This window comes from Saccharopolyspora soli (genome assembly GCF_022678645.1).
GTDB classification, from domain to species: domain Bacteria; phylum Actinomycetota; class Actinomycetes; order Mycobacteriales; family Pseudonocardiaceae; genus Saccharopolyspora; species Saccharopolyspora soli.
On record NZ_JALBWV010000001.1, the window covers coordinates 213494 to 227561 of the forward strand.

The 14068-nt window shown below is 67.5% G+C and carries 13 protein-coding genes; 6 read left to right on the plus strand and 7 right to left on the minus strand.

The features are described 5' to 3' along the window. Nucleotides 1-6: 6 nt before the first annotated feature. The 5 genes from MOQ72_RS00955 to MOQ72_RS00975 all read right to left on the minus strand — a co-directional run bounded on the left by MOQ72_RS00955 (nucleotide 7) and on the right by MOQ72_RS00975 (nucleotide 5261). Nucleotides 7-1161: a mandelate racemase/muconate lactonizing enzyme family protein gene (locus MOQ72_RS00955; protein ID WP_242179834.1), complete on the minus strand. Its 1155-nt coding sequence runs from the start codon at nucleotides 1159-1161 to the stop codon at nucleotides 7-9. Between the two features lie 210 nt (nucleotides 1162-1371). Further along, complete coding sequence (locus tag MOQ72_RS00960) at nucleotides 1372-2133, minus strand: SDR family NAD(P)-dependent oxidoreductase (RefSeq protein ID WP_242179835.1); 762 nt, start codon at nucleotides 2131-2133, stop codon at nucleotides 1372-1374. Nucleotides 2134-2164: 31 nt separating this feature from the next. Beyond that, complete coding sequence (locus MOQ72_RS00965) at nucleotides 2165-3049, minus strand: carbohydrate ABC transporter permease (protein WP_242179836.1); 885 nt, start codon at nucleotides 3047-3049, stop codon at nucleotides 2165-2167. Then, entirely contained in the window at nucleotides 3046-3951 is a 906-nt protein-coding gene (locus MOQ72_RS00970) for a carbohydrate ABC transporter permease (protein ID WP_242179837.1), read from the minus strand. Before MOQ72_RS00970 ends, MOQ72_RS00965 begins: the two co-directional genes overlap by 4 nt. A gap of 2 nt (nucleotides 3952-3953) precedes the next feature. Then, nucleotides 3954-5261: an ABC transporter substrate-binding protein gene (locus tag MOQ72_RS00975; protein WP_242179838.1), complete on the minus strand. Its 1308-nt coding sequence runs from the start codon at nucleotides 5259-5261 to the stop codon at nucleotides 3954-3956. A 278-nt stretch (nucleotides 5262-5539) separates the two neighbouring features. On the opposite strand from MOQ72_RS00975, the gene MOQ72_RS00980 reads away from it, so the two are divergent. Continuing rightward, entirely contained in the window at nucleotides 5540-6280 is a 741-nt protein-coding gene (locus MOQ72_RS00980; RefSeq protein WP_242179839.1) for a FadR/GntR family transcriptional regulator, read from the plus strand. Nucleotides 6281-6323: 43 nt separating this feature from the next. Beyond that, entirely contained in the window at nucleotides 6324-7460 is a 1137-nt protein-coding gene (locus tag MOQ72_RS00985) for a Gfo/Idh/MocA family protein (RefSeq protein ID WP_242179840.1), read from the plus strand. Nucleotides 7461-7552: 92 nt separating this feature from the next. Here the strand turns inward: MOQ72_RS00985 and MOQ72_RS00990 are convergent, their stop codons facing one another. Next, complete coding sequence (locus tag MOQ72_RS00990; protein WP_242179841.1) at nucleotides 7553-8329, minus strand: IclR family transcriptional regulator; 777 nt, start codon at nucleotides 8327-8329, stop codon at nucleotides 7553-7555. Between the two features lie 59 nt (nucleotides 8330-8388). On the opposite strand from MOQ72_RS00990, the gene MOQ72_RS00995 reads away from it, so the two are divergent. The 4 genes from MOQ72_RS00995 to MOQ72_RS01010 all read left to right on the plus strand — a co-directional run bounded on the left by MOQ72_RS00995 (nucleotide 8389) and on the right by MOQ72_RS01010 (nucleotide 13108). Then, nucleotides 8389-9636, plus strand: a complete 1248-nt coding sequence (locus MOQ72_RS00995; RefSeq protein ID WP_242179842.1) for an FAD-dependent oxidoreductase — start codon at nucleotides 8389-8391, stop codon at nucleotides 9634-9636. Then, the gene (locus MOQ72_RS01000) at nucleotides 9633-10721 is read left to right on the plus strand and encodes a cupin domain-containing protein (RefSeq protein ID WP_242179843.1); all 1089 of its coding nucleotides are present in this window, start codon (nucleotides 9633-9635) and stop codon (nucleotides 10719-10721) included. The genes MOQ72_RS00995 and MOQ72_RS01000 overlap by 4 nt, the downstream gene beginning before the upstream one ends. Nucleotides 10722-10732: 11 nt before the next feature. Next, entirely contained in the window at nucleotides 10733-11602 is an 870-nt protein-coding gene (locus MOQ72_RS01005) for a fumarylacetoacetate hydrolase family protein (RefSeq protein WP_242179844.1), read from the plus strand. 123 nt (nucleotides 11603-11725) lie between these two features. Beyond that, complete coding sequence (locus MOQ72_RS01010; RefSeq protein WP_242179845.1) at nucleotides 11726-13108, plus strand: MFS transporter; 1383 nt, start codon at nucleotides 11726-11728, stop codon at nucleotides 13106-13108. 94 nt (nucleotides 13109-13202) lie between these two features. Here MOQ72_RS01010 and MOQ72_RS01015 read toward each other — a convergent pair whose 3' ends face one another. Then, nucleotides 13203-14006 carry an SAM-dependent methyltransferase gene (locus MOQ72_RS01015; protein ID WP_242179846.1) on the minus strand — a complete coding sequence of 268 codons (804 nt, stop codon included), beginning with the start codon at nucleotides 14004-14006 and terminating at the stop codon, nucleotides 13203-13205. Nucleotides 14007-14068 lie beyond the last annotated feature (62 nt).

Genomic DNA, 14068 nt, shown 5'->3' on the forward strand with positions numbered 1-14068 from the left:
CTCCCGTCACTCGAACAAGCTGTAACCGGACACGGCGTGCGCGCGCACGCCGTCCATGTCGAGTTCGACCCCGATACCCGGTGCATCGGGAAGGTCGATGTACCCGTCCTTGACGATGGAGCCGCCGTCCGGGCCCACCACGTAGCTGTCCCACACCTCCCGCTCCTCAAGCGCGTGCCACTCCTGCACCAGGAAGTTGGGGATCGCCGCGCACTGGTGCGAGGTGGCCATCGTGCCGAGCGGGGTGGAGACCAGGTGCGGCGCGAACGGGACGTAGTGCATCTCGGCGAGGTTGGCGATCTTCTTGCTCTCGGCCAGCCCACCGCACTTCGGCACGTCCGGCATCACCACGTCGACCGCGCCGCGTTCCAGCAGGTCCCGGAAACCCCAGCGGAGGTAGAGGTTCTCGCCCGCGCAGATCGGGGTGCGGGTCTGGGCGCGGACGCGGACCAGCGCGTCGATGTTCTCGGCCGGGATCGGCTCCTCCAACCACATCAGGTTGAACGGCTCCAACTCCCAGGCGATCCGGCAGGCGCTGGGCACGTCGTAGCGCGCGTGCATGTCGATGCACAGGTCGATGTCCGGGCCAACCGCTTCCCGGACCGCGGCGACCCGTTCGACCATCGTGCGCAGTTCGGCGGCGTTCAGCGTGTGGTTGAACTCGTCGAACTTCGCCGGGTGGCTCAGGTCGTCGATGTCGAACTTGAGCGCGGTGAAGCCCTCCTCGACCATCCGGCGGGCCCGGTCGGCGCAACCCGCGGCCGAACCGGCGGGGTCGTCCCCGTCGCCGCAGTCGGCGTAGAGCCTGATGCGGTCCCGGAACTTCCCGCCGAGCAGCCGGTACACCGGCAACCCGGCGGCCTTGCCAGCCAGATCCCACAGGGCCAGTTCGATCCCGCTCAGGGCGATCACGAACACGCCAGCCTGCGGACCGGCGAACACGTGCCCGCGCCGGAGCTTCTCCCAGCAGCGCTCGACGTTTCGCGGATCCTCGCCGATCAGGTCGTCTTTGAGGGTGTGGATCAGGCCGACCACAGCCGCCGCTCCCGCATCGGGATTGGCCTCCCCGAATCCGCTGATGCCCTCATCGGTATCGATGCGCACCAACGTGGCCTCACCGTGGTAAGCGACAACGGCCGTCGTGACGTTGACGATCCTCATGCTCCACCTTTCGAACAACCTGGCTCTGGACTCGTTTTGCGTGGCGGCGCGGGTAGCGGAACCTCAGAAGCCATCTCGGTCCGGGATCCCCGACATCAGGTATGCCGATACACCACGTCGTGGCTGTCCTCCCGAGACGACCTCTGAGAACCCGCGGCGGTGCAAGCGCCTTGCATGGGCTAAGCGGCTGCGCCGCTTCAGAACAAGAACTCAGGAGAGGAGTTGTCCGCCGGAGACGTTGATCTCGACGCCGACCGCGTGCTGAGCCCGGTCGGAGGCCAGGAAGACGACCCAGTTGGCCACGTCGTCGGCCTGCCCGACGCGGCCGATCAAGGTGCGCTCGCGGACCCTGTCGTACGCGCCGGGCTGCGACATCCACCCCTGCGTCATCGGCGTTTCGATGTTGCCCGGCGAGACGCAGTTGACGTTGATGTTGTACGGCGCCGCGAACCGCGCCAAATCCTTGGTGTAGGACAGGATTCCGCCGAACGCCGCGTCGTAGCCGGGGATGCCCGCGCTCACCCCGTGCGCGGTGAACGAGCACATGTTGACGATCTTGCCGTAGCGGCGCTCCATCATCTTCGGCAGCACGGTCTGGCAACCGAGGAAGACACCGGTCAGGTGCCCGTCGATCTGCCGGTGCCATTCCGCGTCGTCGGTCTCCAGGTGCCCGCTGACCGGAGCTGGCGCCGGACCGGCGATGTTGCACAAGATGTCGATCTCGCCCAGGTCGCGCTCGACGGATCCGACGAGTTCCCGCCAGCCGTCGCGGCTGGTCACGTCGAGCGGATAAGCCCGGCACGAGCCCGATCCGCCGTCGAGTTCTCCGATCACCGCGGAGACACCGGCTTCGTTCAGGTCGGCACCGCCGACCCGCGCTCCCTCGGCTGCCAGCGTCGTCGCGACCGCCCGCGCCAGACCGGACGCGGCGCCGGTCACCACCGCCACCTTGCCGTCGAGTGACAGATCCACGATTTCTCCCATCTTCTCCAGCCGTGCCGGGTCAGCCTCGAACCGCACCGGCGACGAGTCCCTTGACGAGATAGCTCTGCGCGAACCAGACGAACAGCAACGTCGGAACGACCATCAGGACACCGGCCGCCGACATCGGGCCCCAGTCGATGCCGAACTGGGTGACGAAGTTGGTCAGCCCGACCGGCAGGGTCTGGGCGGCCTCGCTGAAGGTCAGCGTGAGCGCGATCAGCAGATCGTTCCAGGTGAACAGGAACGTCAACACCGCGCTCGCGGCCAGCCCTGGGCCGATCAGCGGCGCCACGACCAGCACCAGCCGCTTGACCACGCCCGCTCCGTCGATCTCCGCGGACTCCTCGATCTCCCTGGGCAGGTCCTGGATGAAGGCCATCAGCAGCCAGATCGCGACCGGGAGTTTCGCGGCGGTGTGGGTGAGGATCAGCGCCCAGACCGAGTCCAGCATCCCGATCGAGGAGAACACCGCGAACAGTGGGATCGCGAAGGCGATGACCGGGATCATCCGCATCACCAGCAGCACGCCGACGATGACCTTGACGCCGGGCAACCGGATCCGCGCCAGCGCGTAGGCGGCGGGCAGCGCCAGGACCGTCACGAGCACGACCGTGGCCAGCGATACCACCACGGAGTTCACCAGGTAGTCGGCCATGTTGTAGTCGCTGAAGACCTTGATGTACTGGCTGAGCGTGACCGACTTCGGGATCAGTTCCACCGGCGTCGCGAAGATCTCGTCCGTCGTCCGCAGCGATGTCACGATCAGCCACAGCAGTGGGAAGATCGACAGGAAGACCGTCCCGACGAGCACCACGTAGCGCGCCACCAGGCCCGCGTTCACCCGCCTGCCGCGGGTCAGCGCGGATCCCGTCGTGTTCCGGGTTTCGAAGGCCAGCTCGGTCATGTCAACGCCCTCCGCGCGGTCAGCCAGGGAATCCCGTACAGCAGTGCCAGGAGGATCAGCGAGATCACCAGGGCGACGTAGGAAACCGCTGCCGCATGGCCGAAATCGACGCTCTGGAACGCCAGTTTGTACGCCTCGACGGTCAGCAGGTTCGACGCGTTGCCCGGCCCGCCCTGGGTCATCAACCAGACCACGTCGAAGGTTCGGAACAGATCGATGATCCGGATCATCAGCGCGATCACGATCACCGGTCGCACCAGCGGCAGGATGACCGACCAGAACGTCCGCCAGCTGGACGCGCCGTCGATCGCCGCCGCCTCCACCGGCTCCTTGGGAACCGCCTGCAGTCCGGCGAGGAACAGCAGGACCAGCAACGGAGTGTTCTGCCAGGCGCTGGCGATGATGATCGACACCAGCGCCCAGCCGGGATCGGACAGCCACGGGATCACCGGGAGGCCGACCGCCTTCAGCACGCCGTCGATCAGGCCGTACTGCTCGTTGAACAACCAGCGGAAGTTCAACCCCACCACCGCCGGGGCCACCATCGGCGGGATCAGCAGCAGCGTCCGCGCCGGGCGCAACCCGCGCAGCTTGCTGTTGAGCAGTACGGCGATCGCCATCCCGGCCACGCATTCCACCAGCAGCGACACCACCGTGAACACCACCTGGTTGCGCAGCGTCGGCCCGAACGACATGCCGGTGAACACGTCGAGGTAGTTGCCGAATCCGACGAAATCACTGTTGGTCGCATCGAGATCCCACCGGAAGAAGCTCTTGACGAGCGAAAAACCCAGCGGGTAAAGGAAAACCGCCAGCATGAGCAGCAGTGCTGGCACGGCCAGCGCGTATCCGCTCAGCCACGCGGGACGACCGCGCGACCGCTGCGGAGCAGTCGTCGTCATGATCAGCGCACCGTCCCTTCCTGCCGCAGGATCCGGGTGCTCTCCCTAGCGGCGGCGTCCAGGGCGGCCTTCGGGCTCAGCTGGTCGCTCAACGCGCTCTGCACGGCGGTCTGCACCACCGTGGACACCTTGTCGAAGCCGGGAACTTTGGGCCATTCCTTGCCGTTCTCGATCGTCGTCCGCAGGTCTTCGAGCCACTTGCGCTCCGCGCCCCCGGACTCGTTGGTGACCTGTTCGGCGATGCTCCGGCGGCTGGGGTAGTACTTGAACTTCTGGTACTGCTCGACCAGGGCGTTCGGGCTGACGGTGAACTTGATGAATTCGGCGGCGGCCTCCTTCTTCGCGGAGAACCGGTTGATCGCCATCGCGTGCGCGATCGCGCAGGAGATGCCGGTCCGGTAGCTGGCCAGCGGCGCGGTGCCGAACTTGCCAGCGGTCTTGGCCGACGACGGGTCCCCGTAGGTCGCATACGCCCCCGGCCAGTCGAAGACGGTCGCGCAGATCTCGTTGGAGAAGTTGGCCGAGTTCTCGTTCCACTGGTACGTGACGGAATCGGCGGGCACGACTTCGTAGCGCTTGATCAGGTCGCGGTAGAAGGTCAGCGCTTCCACGCCCGCCGGGGAGTTGAACGCGACGTTGTTGTCCGCGTCGAGCCAGTCGCCCCCGGCCTGCCAGAGGAAGTCGGCGAACTGCCGTTGCGCGGGGTCGCCCGAGCCGGGCAGGACCAGCCCGTACCGATCGCCGCCGGTGAGCTTGCGGCCCACGTCGATCAGCTCGTCCCAGGTTTTGGCGGGCTGGATCGAGTGCGCCGCGTACAGATCGGTCCGGTAGTACTGCGAACGTGAGTCCATGTTCCGCGGGATCGCCGCCAGCTGCCCGTTCGCGGAGTTGGTGAGTGCGGCCAGCGACACCGGGAAGAAGTCCGCCAGGTCGGCGTCCGTGAAAAACCTGTTGAGCGGCTCGAAATGGGGAAAGAACGCGCCGATCTGCGCGGTGTGCGTGCTGTAGACGTCGTACTGCGCGCTGCGTGCCGCCGAGAGCGTGATCTCCTTCGACAGCAGCGGGGTGAATTGCAGCAGGTCGTAGTTGACGGTGATGCCGGTCCGCGCCCGGAACTCGGCCGCCATCTTCGCCCAGTACGGCGGATAGCTGGTGCCACCGGTGATGAGCAGCGCGTTGATCTCGTCGGCACCCGCCTCGTCGGCTGCTGTCGAGCACGCGGACAACAACGGAGCGGCACTCAACAGCGCCATCGATCTGCCCAGGAAATCACGTCTGCTCAGGGCGCTCGCATGGTGCGTACCTCGCATACCAAAACCTCCTCGTTGAGGTCTTGCCGCTGCCTTCGCGTAATCGGGTCGCCTCCGCCAGCGCCCGGTCGAGCTGCCCGGTACTGCTGGTGGGGGAGCGCCAGCAGGTCACCTCGGCGTCCCGCCGACGCCGTGGCGGGCCGAGATCTGGAACCGAACGAGTCGAAGTTGGACGGCCGAAGGGCGGAATCTCGCGGGGAAATCGGAAAACCGTGCTGTAGTTCCCAACGATGGGTTTACTTGTCCGATAAGCTGATGACATGCCTAGGAGACAAGAGATGCCGGATGGTGTCAAGCTCCGCACTCTCCCGACCCAGGTGGCGGCGCTGCTGACCCGGCGGATCGTGGACGGCGAGTTCTCCGACGGACTGGCGCCGTCAGAGCTCGAAATCTCCCAGGAGTTCGGCGTCTCCCGCGTGGTGGCCCGCGATGCGCTCAAGATGCTTGCCGCGCTGGACATCGTGGAGATCTCCCAAGGCCGCCGCGTCGTCGTCCGGCCGCAGGCCGAATGGGACTACCTGGATCCGCTGCTCGCCGAATGGTTGCCCCCCGAGCACGTCGACGAACTGCTCGGGGAGTTGCACCAGATGCGGGTGCTGCTGGAGCCGGAACTGGCCGCGATGGCCGCCACCAGCATCACCGACGAGACCCTGGCCAGGCTCCAGGAGGACCTGGACCGGATGGCCGACCTGGAGTCCGATCCGGACCACTACCTCGACGCCGACCACGAGTTCCACATGCAGATCTGCCGCGCGGCGAACAACCGGATCCTCGACCGGATCATGTACTCCGCGCGGTGGCTGCTCACCGCCAGCCGACGGGTGACCAACGAGGCCCCCGATAGCCTGCGCCGGGCAACCTCGGCCCATGCCCAGATCTTCGCGGCGCTGCAGTCGCGGGACCCAGAAGCTGCCAGGGCGGCGATGCGTTCGCACCTCCAGCGGAACTTCCCGATCCTCGCGGAACAGAAGCGCAAGCACGGGCGGGCCAAAAGACCGGCTCGCTCAGCAAGGCAGTAACTCGGCTCCTCGATGTCCGAAACCGACGGGAAGGCGGAAAAGCATGGCGGGGAACGGGAGAACGGAGCCGATCCGGCTCGGGCTGATCGGAACCGGGCTGGCCGTCGCGCAGTTGCACTGGAAGGCGCTGCGGCAGCTCACCGACCGGTTCGTCGTCACGGCGTTCGCCGATCGGTCCGCCCGCCAGGGCGAGCACTTCTCGTCCTACAGCGGCGTCGACCTGGCCGACTTCACCGCCGACTACCACCAGCTGCTGGCCCGCGACGACGTGGAGGCGGTGCTGATCTCGGTGCCGATTCCGGACCTCTACCAGGTAGCGAAGGACTCGCTGGCCGCTGGCAAGCACGTGGTCTGCGAGAAGCCGACCGGCACCGACGAGCGGCAGGCGCGGCAGTTCCTGGCGCTGGCCGACGAGTACCCGGACCGGACGATCCTGATCGGGGAGAACTTCTTCTACCGCGACGACATCCGCTTCGCGCGTGCCCTGCTCGACGACGACGCCATCGGCGAGGTGCACCTGATGGCCTGGCGGGTGGCCGGGCAGATCGTGCCGCAGGAGGGCAGGTTCAACGGGACGCCCTGGCGGCTGCGACCGCAGTACCGCGGCGGCATGCACCTGGACATCGGCATCCACCACATCGCCCAGATCCGGATGCTCTGCGGTGATCCCGTCCGGGCCCACGGCGCGGTCCAGTGGGCCAACAGCACGATCGACTCGCCCTCGGACCTGACGCTGAACCTGGTCTTCGCCAGCGGCGCCATCGGCAACTACACGGCCAGCTACCCGGAGATCGCGATCCCACCGGAACCCAACGACATGCGGCTGTACGGCACGGAAGGCGTGCTGACCCTGGACGAGACGAACGCGCAACGCCGGGTGACGCTGATCCGCCCCGACGGGACGACGGAGACCAACCTCTTCCGCGGGATGGACAACGGCTACTACAACGAACTCAGCAACTTCGCCGACGCGATCCGACACGGCGCCGAGGTCGTCGGGACGATCCAGCAGAGCGTCACGAACATGCTGGTCATCCTGCGAGCAATGGATTCGGCCGAACAGGGCGTGGTGACATCGCTGGCCGACGCCAGTCCCGGCGGCGTGCCGCTGTGGCGACCGCACGGAGCGACCGGCCTGTTCGACGGCCTACCCGGTGAACGCGCCGCGACTCCGGCCTAGGAACCGTTTCCGCAGCTGTGGCCAGCGAAGCGGGCTGGCGTCGTGAGTGGCTATGGCCGTTCTAGCGGCCAAAAACACTCACGACGCCCTGCTCAAAGCTTGGCGTGCAGCAGTTCCTGGATGGCGCCTGCCGTTGCCATGACCCTGGGGGCGAGTTCACGTGCCGCCGCGGCGTCCATCCGGCTGGCGGGCACCACGACCGCGATTGCCGCCAGGGGGGCACCGGTGAGGTCGCGAACCGCGGTCGCGACGGCGCTGATCCCCTGCTCACCCTCCTCCAGGTTGATCGCGTAGCCGTCCTGGCGGATCGCGTCCAGTTCCTTTTCGAGTTCCGCCCAGGACCCGACCGAGGATTCGGTGCGCACCGCCAGGTCCTGGTCGGCGTACCGCCGAGCGAGCTCGGGCTGGGACAGGGCGGCGAGCAGCGCCTTGCCCCCGGCCGTGCAGTTGGCGGGCAGCACGATCCCGGTGCGCCCACCGACCCGCACGGATCGGGTGCCCTCCACGCAGTCGATGAACCTGATGTCGCGGCCTTCCAGCAGCGATAGGCTCACGGTCTCCTGGGTTTCGTCGCGCAACTCCTGGAGCACGGGCTGGGCGACGCGGCGGATGTCGATCCGCCCGATCGCGGCCAGACCGATCTCGTTGAGCACCGGCCCCGGTCGGTAGGCGCCGTTCGCCTTGTCCTGCATCGCGAAACCGTGCGCGCGCAGGGCGGACAGCAGCCGGTGGGCGGTGGACCGCGCCACCCCGAGGACTTCGGCGGCCTCGGCGACCCGCAGCGCGCGGCGGTCACCCAGCAGGGCCAGCAGGTGCAGCGCGTTGTCCACCGAGCTCAGGCCGCCCGATTTGGCTGGAACATTCGGCATGAAGGAATTATACCTCCAGGTTCTTCCTACATGAGGAATTACTCCTTACTGTCGCTGCTGTGCTGGTTTCCGAAGATCTCCCCGTGATCGTGGTCGGCGCAGGACCGGTGGGCATGACGGCGGCCGCCTCGCTGGCGAGCGCGGGCATCCCGACCGCGGTGGTCGAAGCGACCCCCGAGCCGCAGCCGGACTGGCGGGCGTCCACCTTCCACGCGGCCACCATGGAGTTGCTGGAGCACATCGACATCACCGGCCGGATGCTGGCGGAAGGGCTGGTGGTGCCGAAGTACCAGTTCCGGGACCGGCACGACGGGCTGATCGCCGAGTTCGACCTGGGACTGCTGGCGGATGAGACCAAGTTCCCGTTCCGGCTGCAACTGAACCAGCAGCGCCTGGTGCGGTTCCTGTTCGACCGGCTGATCGCCGATGATCTCGTCGACCTCCGCTTCGGATCGCGCCTGGTAGGGGTCGAGAACACCGGTGGGGGAGTCGAAGCCGTCATCGAGACGTCCACCGGCGAGCAGCGGTTGCGCGGCTCGTACCTCATCGGCGCGGACGGGGCCGGTAGCACCGTGCGCAAGCAGTTGGACCTGGCGTTCGAGGGCGTCACGTACTCGGAGCGGTTCCTGATCCTCAGCACGCCGGTCGACCTGCGGGAGCAGGTTCCCGGGATCGCCGAGGTCAACTACGTGGCGGACCCGGTGGAGTGGCTGTTCATCCTGCACACCCCCGAGGCTTGGCGGCTGCTGTATCCGGTGCCCGCCGAGGTCAGCACCGAGCAGGCCACCGACCCCGCGGAGATGCAGCGGCACCTGCAGAACTGGTCGGCCCGCGCGGACGGCTACCCGATCATCGACCACCAGATCTACAACGTGCACCAGCGGGTGGCGGAGTCCTTCCGCAGCGGCCGCGTGCTGCTGGTCGGCGACGCCGCCCACGTCAACAGCCCGGTGGGTGGTGTCGGGCTCAACAGCGGCATCCACGACGCCATGGACCTCACCCGGCGACTGGTGCGGATCCTCGCCGACGGCGCTGCTGAAGACGCCGAACTGGACGCGTTCAACCGCTTCCGCCGACGCATCGCGCTGGAGTACGTCCAGGCGGACACGCAGCGCAACACCGACCGGCTGCGGGAGACCGACCCGGAATCGCGCCGCGCCAACCAGCGAGAACTGCGAGAGCTGGCGGCCGATGCGGACCGGGCCCGCGACTGGCTGCGCCGGGTTTCGCTGCTGGAAAGCGTGCGGAAGTTCGGCATCGGTACGCCACCTGACGAGCACGCCGAGTTGGAAGGAGCGCAGTCATGACCGTCGAACAAGACGTGGACCAGGAACTCGCCGCGTTCTACCAGGACCTGGACGTGGTCGACCTTGCTCCACTGTGGACTATCACGGAGCAGTTGCTCACCCCGGTACCGCAACCGAAGTCCATCCCGTGGCTGTGGCGGGCCAGCACGTACGTGCCGTTGGCCGAACGCGCCATCAAACTGGTGCCGATCGAACGCGGCGGCGAGCGCCGAGTGCTGAGCCTGCGCAATCCGGGCTTGGGCGGCCGTCCCTACGCGGCCGGAACCCTGTGGGGCGCGGTGCAATGCCTGGGTCCCCACGAGAGCGCCCCCGCGCACCGGCACACCCCAGGTGCGATTCGCTTCGTCATCTCCGGTGAGGGCGTGTTCACCACGGTGAACGGGGACGCCTGCGACATGCGCGCCGGTGACCTCGTCCTCACACCGGGGATGGCGTGGCACGACCACTCGAACACCACCGGCCACAACATGCTCTGGTTCGACGGCCTGGACCTGCCGATGGTGGAGGCCCTGGACGGCATCTTCTTCGAACCGCACCCCGACCTCAACCAAGCCGTGGACGGCGAGCACAACCGCTCCGAACGGCAGTACGCCGACACCTGCCGCCGGTACGCAACCGGTTCGGTGCAGACCGAACTCGACCCGACGCCCTCTCCGCTGCTGATCTACCGCTGGGCCGACACCGACGAACGCCTGCGGCAGGAGGCGGGCAAGCAGTCCGGCGCGCCTTCGGTCGCCGTCGAGTACATCAACCCCCGGTCCGGGGCGAGCGTGCTGCCGACGCTGGCCTGCGGCGTGCAACGGGTGTTCGCCGGTCAGCACACGCTTCCGGTGCGGCGCACTGGAAACTGGATCTACGTGGTGCGCGCGGGCGCGGGCCACAGCGTGATCGACGGACAGCGCTTCGACTGGGAGACCGGCGACATGTTCGTGGTGCCCTCCTGGTCGGCGGTCGAGCACCACGCCGCGGAGCAGGCGGACTTCTTCACACTCAGCGACACCCCGGTGCTGCGGGCCTTGGGCGTCCACCGCGAACAGGCCCTCGACACCCCGCAGGCCGTGACCGGCACGTTCACCCCCCGCTGAAAGGACTCCTCGTGAAGCTGGCGCTGTTCAACGACTTCCGGCTCGGTGCGGTCACCGAGGACGGAATCGTCGACGTCACGGCGGCGCTGCCGTACCCGCACGATCCCGATCCGGTCACCGCCGGGTGGTGGCGCGCGCTGTGCCGGGATTTCCCGGGACTCGCAACCGATCTCAAGACCGTCGCCGAGGCGGGCACCCCGGTCCCGCTGGAGCAGGTCCGCCTGCGGGAACCGGTGCTGAACCCGTCGAAGATCATCGCCTGCGCGTGCAACTACCGCGACCACGTCGAAGAGATGCACGCCGTGCAGGAGCGCACCCTGGGCCACGTCGAGTCCTGGATGATGGACTTCGACGTGTTCCTCAAGTCGCCGTCGGCGATCAGCGGGCCGACCGAGGACATCGTGCTGCCCGCCGAAGTGGTCGCCGCTGGCCAGGAGATCCACCACGAGTCGGAGCTGGTGATCGTGATCGGGGCTGGCGGCAAGGACATCCCCGAGGGCGAGGCGCTGGACCACGTGCTGGGCTACACGATCGGACTGGACATCACGGTGCGCAGCGCCGCGGACCGGTCGCGGCGCAAGAGCTACGACACGTTCGCGCCGATCGGTCCGTGGATCACCACCGCCGACGAAGCCGGTGATCCGGCCGACTTCGAGATCGACCTGGTGCTCAACGGCGACGACCACCGCCAGCACGTGCACACCAAGGATCTGATCACGCCGATCCCGGCGATCATCTCCTACGCCTCGCGGATGATGACCCTGCTACCCGGCGACGTGGTGTTCACCGGCGCCCCGCCCGGTGTGGGACCGATCAGCGCCGGGGACGTGCTGGAGACCAGGATCAGCCGCCTCGGCGACATGACGTTGCGGGTGCGCTGACACGGGTGCGCTGACACGGGTGCGCCCCGCAGCGGTGCGTAGCAACCTGGCACCCTGTCCGCCGAACTCGTCAGGATCCATCCCGCGCTTCCAGCCCCACTTGGACAACCAACGGAGGTTGACATGGCTGATCGCTCGATCGACGTCCGCGCCGAACTCGACGAGGCGCCGCTACGACCGTTCCACTGGAAGCTCGTCGCGCTGGTCTTCCTGGCCATCTTGTTCGACGGCTACGACATCCTGGCACCGTCCTACGTCATCCACTTCGTCGCCAAGCCCTGGGGACTCAGCCCGGCTCAGTCCGGCCTGCTCGTCTCGGCGGGCCTGGTCGGAGTGATGATCGGCTCATTGGCGCACGGCGTGGTCGCCGACCGGGTCGGTCGGCGACCGACCATGATCGGCGGGTTGCTCATCTCCGGGGTGTTCAGCCTGCTGACCGCGACTTCCGCCAACTCCTACGAGAGCTTCGTCATCATCCGGTTGATCACGGGCATCGGGCTCGGCGTGGTCATGCCGCTGGGCACCGCCTACATCAACGAATACCTGCCGAACCGCAGTCGGTTTCGGTTGGCGACGTTGGCCGCGGCGGGGTTCTCGCTCGGTGGTGTCCTCGCCTCGATCATGGGCATCCTGTTCACCGAGCAGTACGGCTGGCAGTTCCTGTTCTACTTCGGCTCCGCCGCGGGGCTGATCGGGCTGCTGTTCATCGCGGTGTTCCCGGAGTCGACCGAATACCTGGTGTCGCGCGGCAAGACCGAGCAGGCCGCCCGGCTGATGGCCAAGGTGCGCCCGGACCGGGCCGAGCTCTACCACGAACTTCCCTTCGCCCGAGCGGGAAAGACCGGTCGGGCACGCGGCGACTGGATGATCCCGCTGCGCAAACCCTATGTGGTGGCCACCATCGCGCTGTGGTGCTCGGCGTTCTTCCTGCTGTTCATCAACTACGGGCTGTCCAGCTGGACACCGACCCTGATGATCGAGCGCGGCGGAAACTTCGCGCTGGGCTTCGGTTTCGGTGCGGCGCTGCACAGCGTGCCGTTCCTGGGTGGGATCGTCTGCGGCTACGTCGCCGACCGGTGGCTGGGGCGGCGGTTGAGCCTCGGCGTTTGGTGCGGGCTCGGTGCGCTCGTGACGTTGAGCGTGGTGATCACGCACGACCCGATCCTGAACATCATCGCGATCGCGCTAGCCGGGTTCTTCCTGATCGGCGGGCAGTTCATGCTCAACAACACCTGCGCGATGACCTACCCGGTGAACGCCCGAGGCACCGGAACCGGCTACATGCTGGGCATGGGTCGGCTCGGCGGGATTCTCGGCCCGTACATCGGAGGTCTGGTGCTCGGCGCCTCCAACAACAACACCAACGTGCCGTTCATCGTGGTCGCGATCGCGGCGGTGCTGACCATGGTCGCCGCTGCGTTCATCATCGTTTCGCGCAAGGCGGACCAGGACGCGGATGTTTCCGGCGATGCCGCGCTCGCCCCTCCGGAGCCGTCCAAGCCGTGAGGCCGCGCCGCGCGCCGAAGCCACTGCGACTTGGTCGCGGTGGCTTCGGCGCAACACGTGCGAAAGACCGGGCTGAGCCGGAGGATTGGCTCCCTCAGCTGTCGCGCTTGCGCCCGAGGCCCCCGAAGAAGATGTAGTTCTCCGGGTTGTCCAGGGTCTCGTTGTCCGGCCGCCACTCCGGCACGAAGACCGCACCCGGCGCCACCAGCTCGTAGCCGTCGAACAGCCCGGTGATCCAGGCGCGCGACCGGGCCACGGCCGGGTTGCTGCTGGTCGCGTACAGCGCTTCCAGCTTGCGCATGTCGTCCGGCCGGGCGTCACCGGTGGCGTGGGTGATCGCCAGGTAGCTGCCGTCCGGGAGCGCCTGCCGGTACTGGGCGACCAGCTCCGCTGGTCCGGCGCTGTCCGGGATGAAGTGCACGAGGGCCAGCATCAGCAGCATGATCGGCTCGGAGAAGTCCAGCAGGTCGCTCGCCTGCTCCAGCAGTTGCTCGGGCTGGCACATGTCCGCGCGGATGATCGAGGCGTGCTCGTTGCTGTCCAGGATGAGCTTGCTGTGCTCGACGGCGACCGCTTCGTTGTCGACGTAGAGGACTCGGGCACCGGGGTCGACCTCTTGCGCGATCTCGTGGACGTTGCCGACCGTCGGGATGCCCGACCCGATGTCGAGGAACTGGCGCACACCGGCATCGAGACCGTGCACGACCGCGCGTCGCAAGAACGAACGGTTGGCGCGACACGCCACGTCCACACCGGGGAACACCTGCTTCGCCTTGGCGGCGAACTCCCGGTCGACCTCGAAGTTGTGGGCACCGCCCAACAACGCGTCGTACACCCGCGCAGCGCTGGGTGTGTCGAGGTCAGCTCCGTCCGGAATCCAGTTCGTGTCGCGATCCAACAGTGGTCCGTTCTCGCCAGAGGGTGATTGGTTGTCGTAGTGACGCTCACGCAGGTCGTGAC

Excerpts from the sequence above, each read along its gene's own strand:
- MOQ72_RS00965 (WP_242179836.1), bottom strand. The coding sequence starts at position 3,049 with ATGACCGAGCTGGCCTTCGAAACCCGGAACACGACGGGATCCGCGCTG.
- MOQ72_RS00980 (WP_242179839.1), top strand. The coding sequence starts at position 5,540 with ATGCCGGATGGTGTCAAGCTCCGCACTCTCCCGACCCAGGTGGCGGCG.
- MOQ72_RS00975 (WP_242179838.1), bottom strand. The coding sequence starts at position 5,261 with ATGCGAGGTACGCACCATGCGAGCGCCCTGAGCAGACGTGATTTCCTG.
- MOQ72_RS00990 (WP_242179841.1), bottom strand. The coding sequence starts at position 8,329 with ATGCCGAATGTTCCAGCCAAATCGGGCGGCCTGAGCTCGGTGGACAAC.
- MOQ72_RS01010 (WP_242179845.1), top strand. The coding sequence starts at position 11,726 with ATGGCTGATCGCTCGATCGACGTCCGCGCCGAACTCGACGAGGCGCCG.
- MOQ72_RS00970 (WP_242179837.1), bottom strand. The coding sequence starts at position 3,951 with ATGACGACGACTGCTCCGCAGCGGTCGCGCGGTCGTCCCGCGTGGCTG.
- MOQ72_RS00955 (WP_242179834.1), bottom strand. The coding sequence starts at position 1,161 with ATGAGGATCGTCAACGTCACGACGGCCGTTGTCGCTTACCACGGTGAG.
- MOQ72_RS00985 (WP_242179840.1), top strand. The coding sequence starts at position 6,324 with ATGGCGGGGAACGGGAGAACGGAGCCGATCCGGCTCGGGCTGATCGGA.
- MOQ72_RS01000 (WP_242179843.1), top strand. The coding sequence starts at position 9,633 with ATGACCGTCGAACAAGACGTGGACCAGGAACTCGCCGCGTTCTACCAG.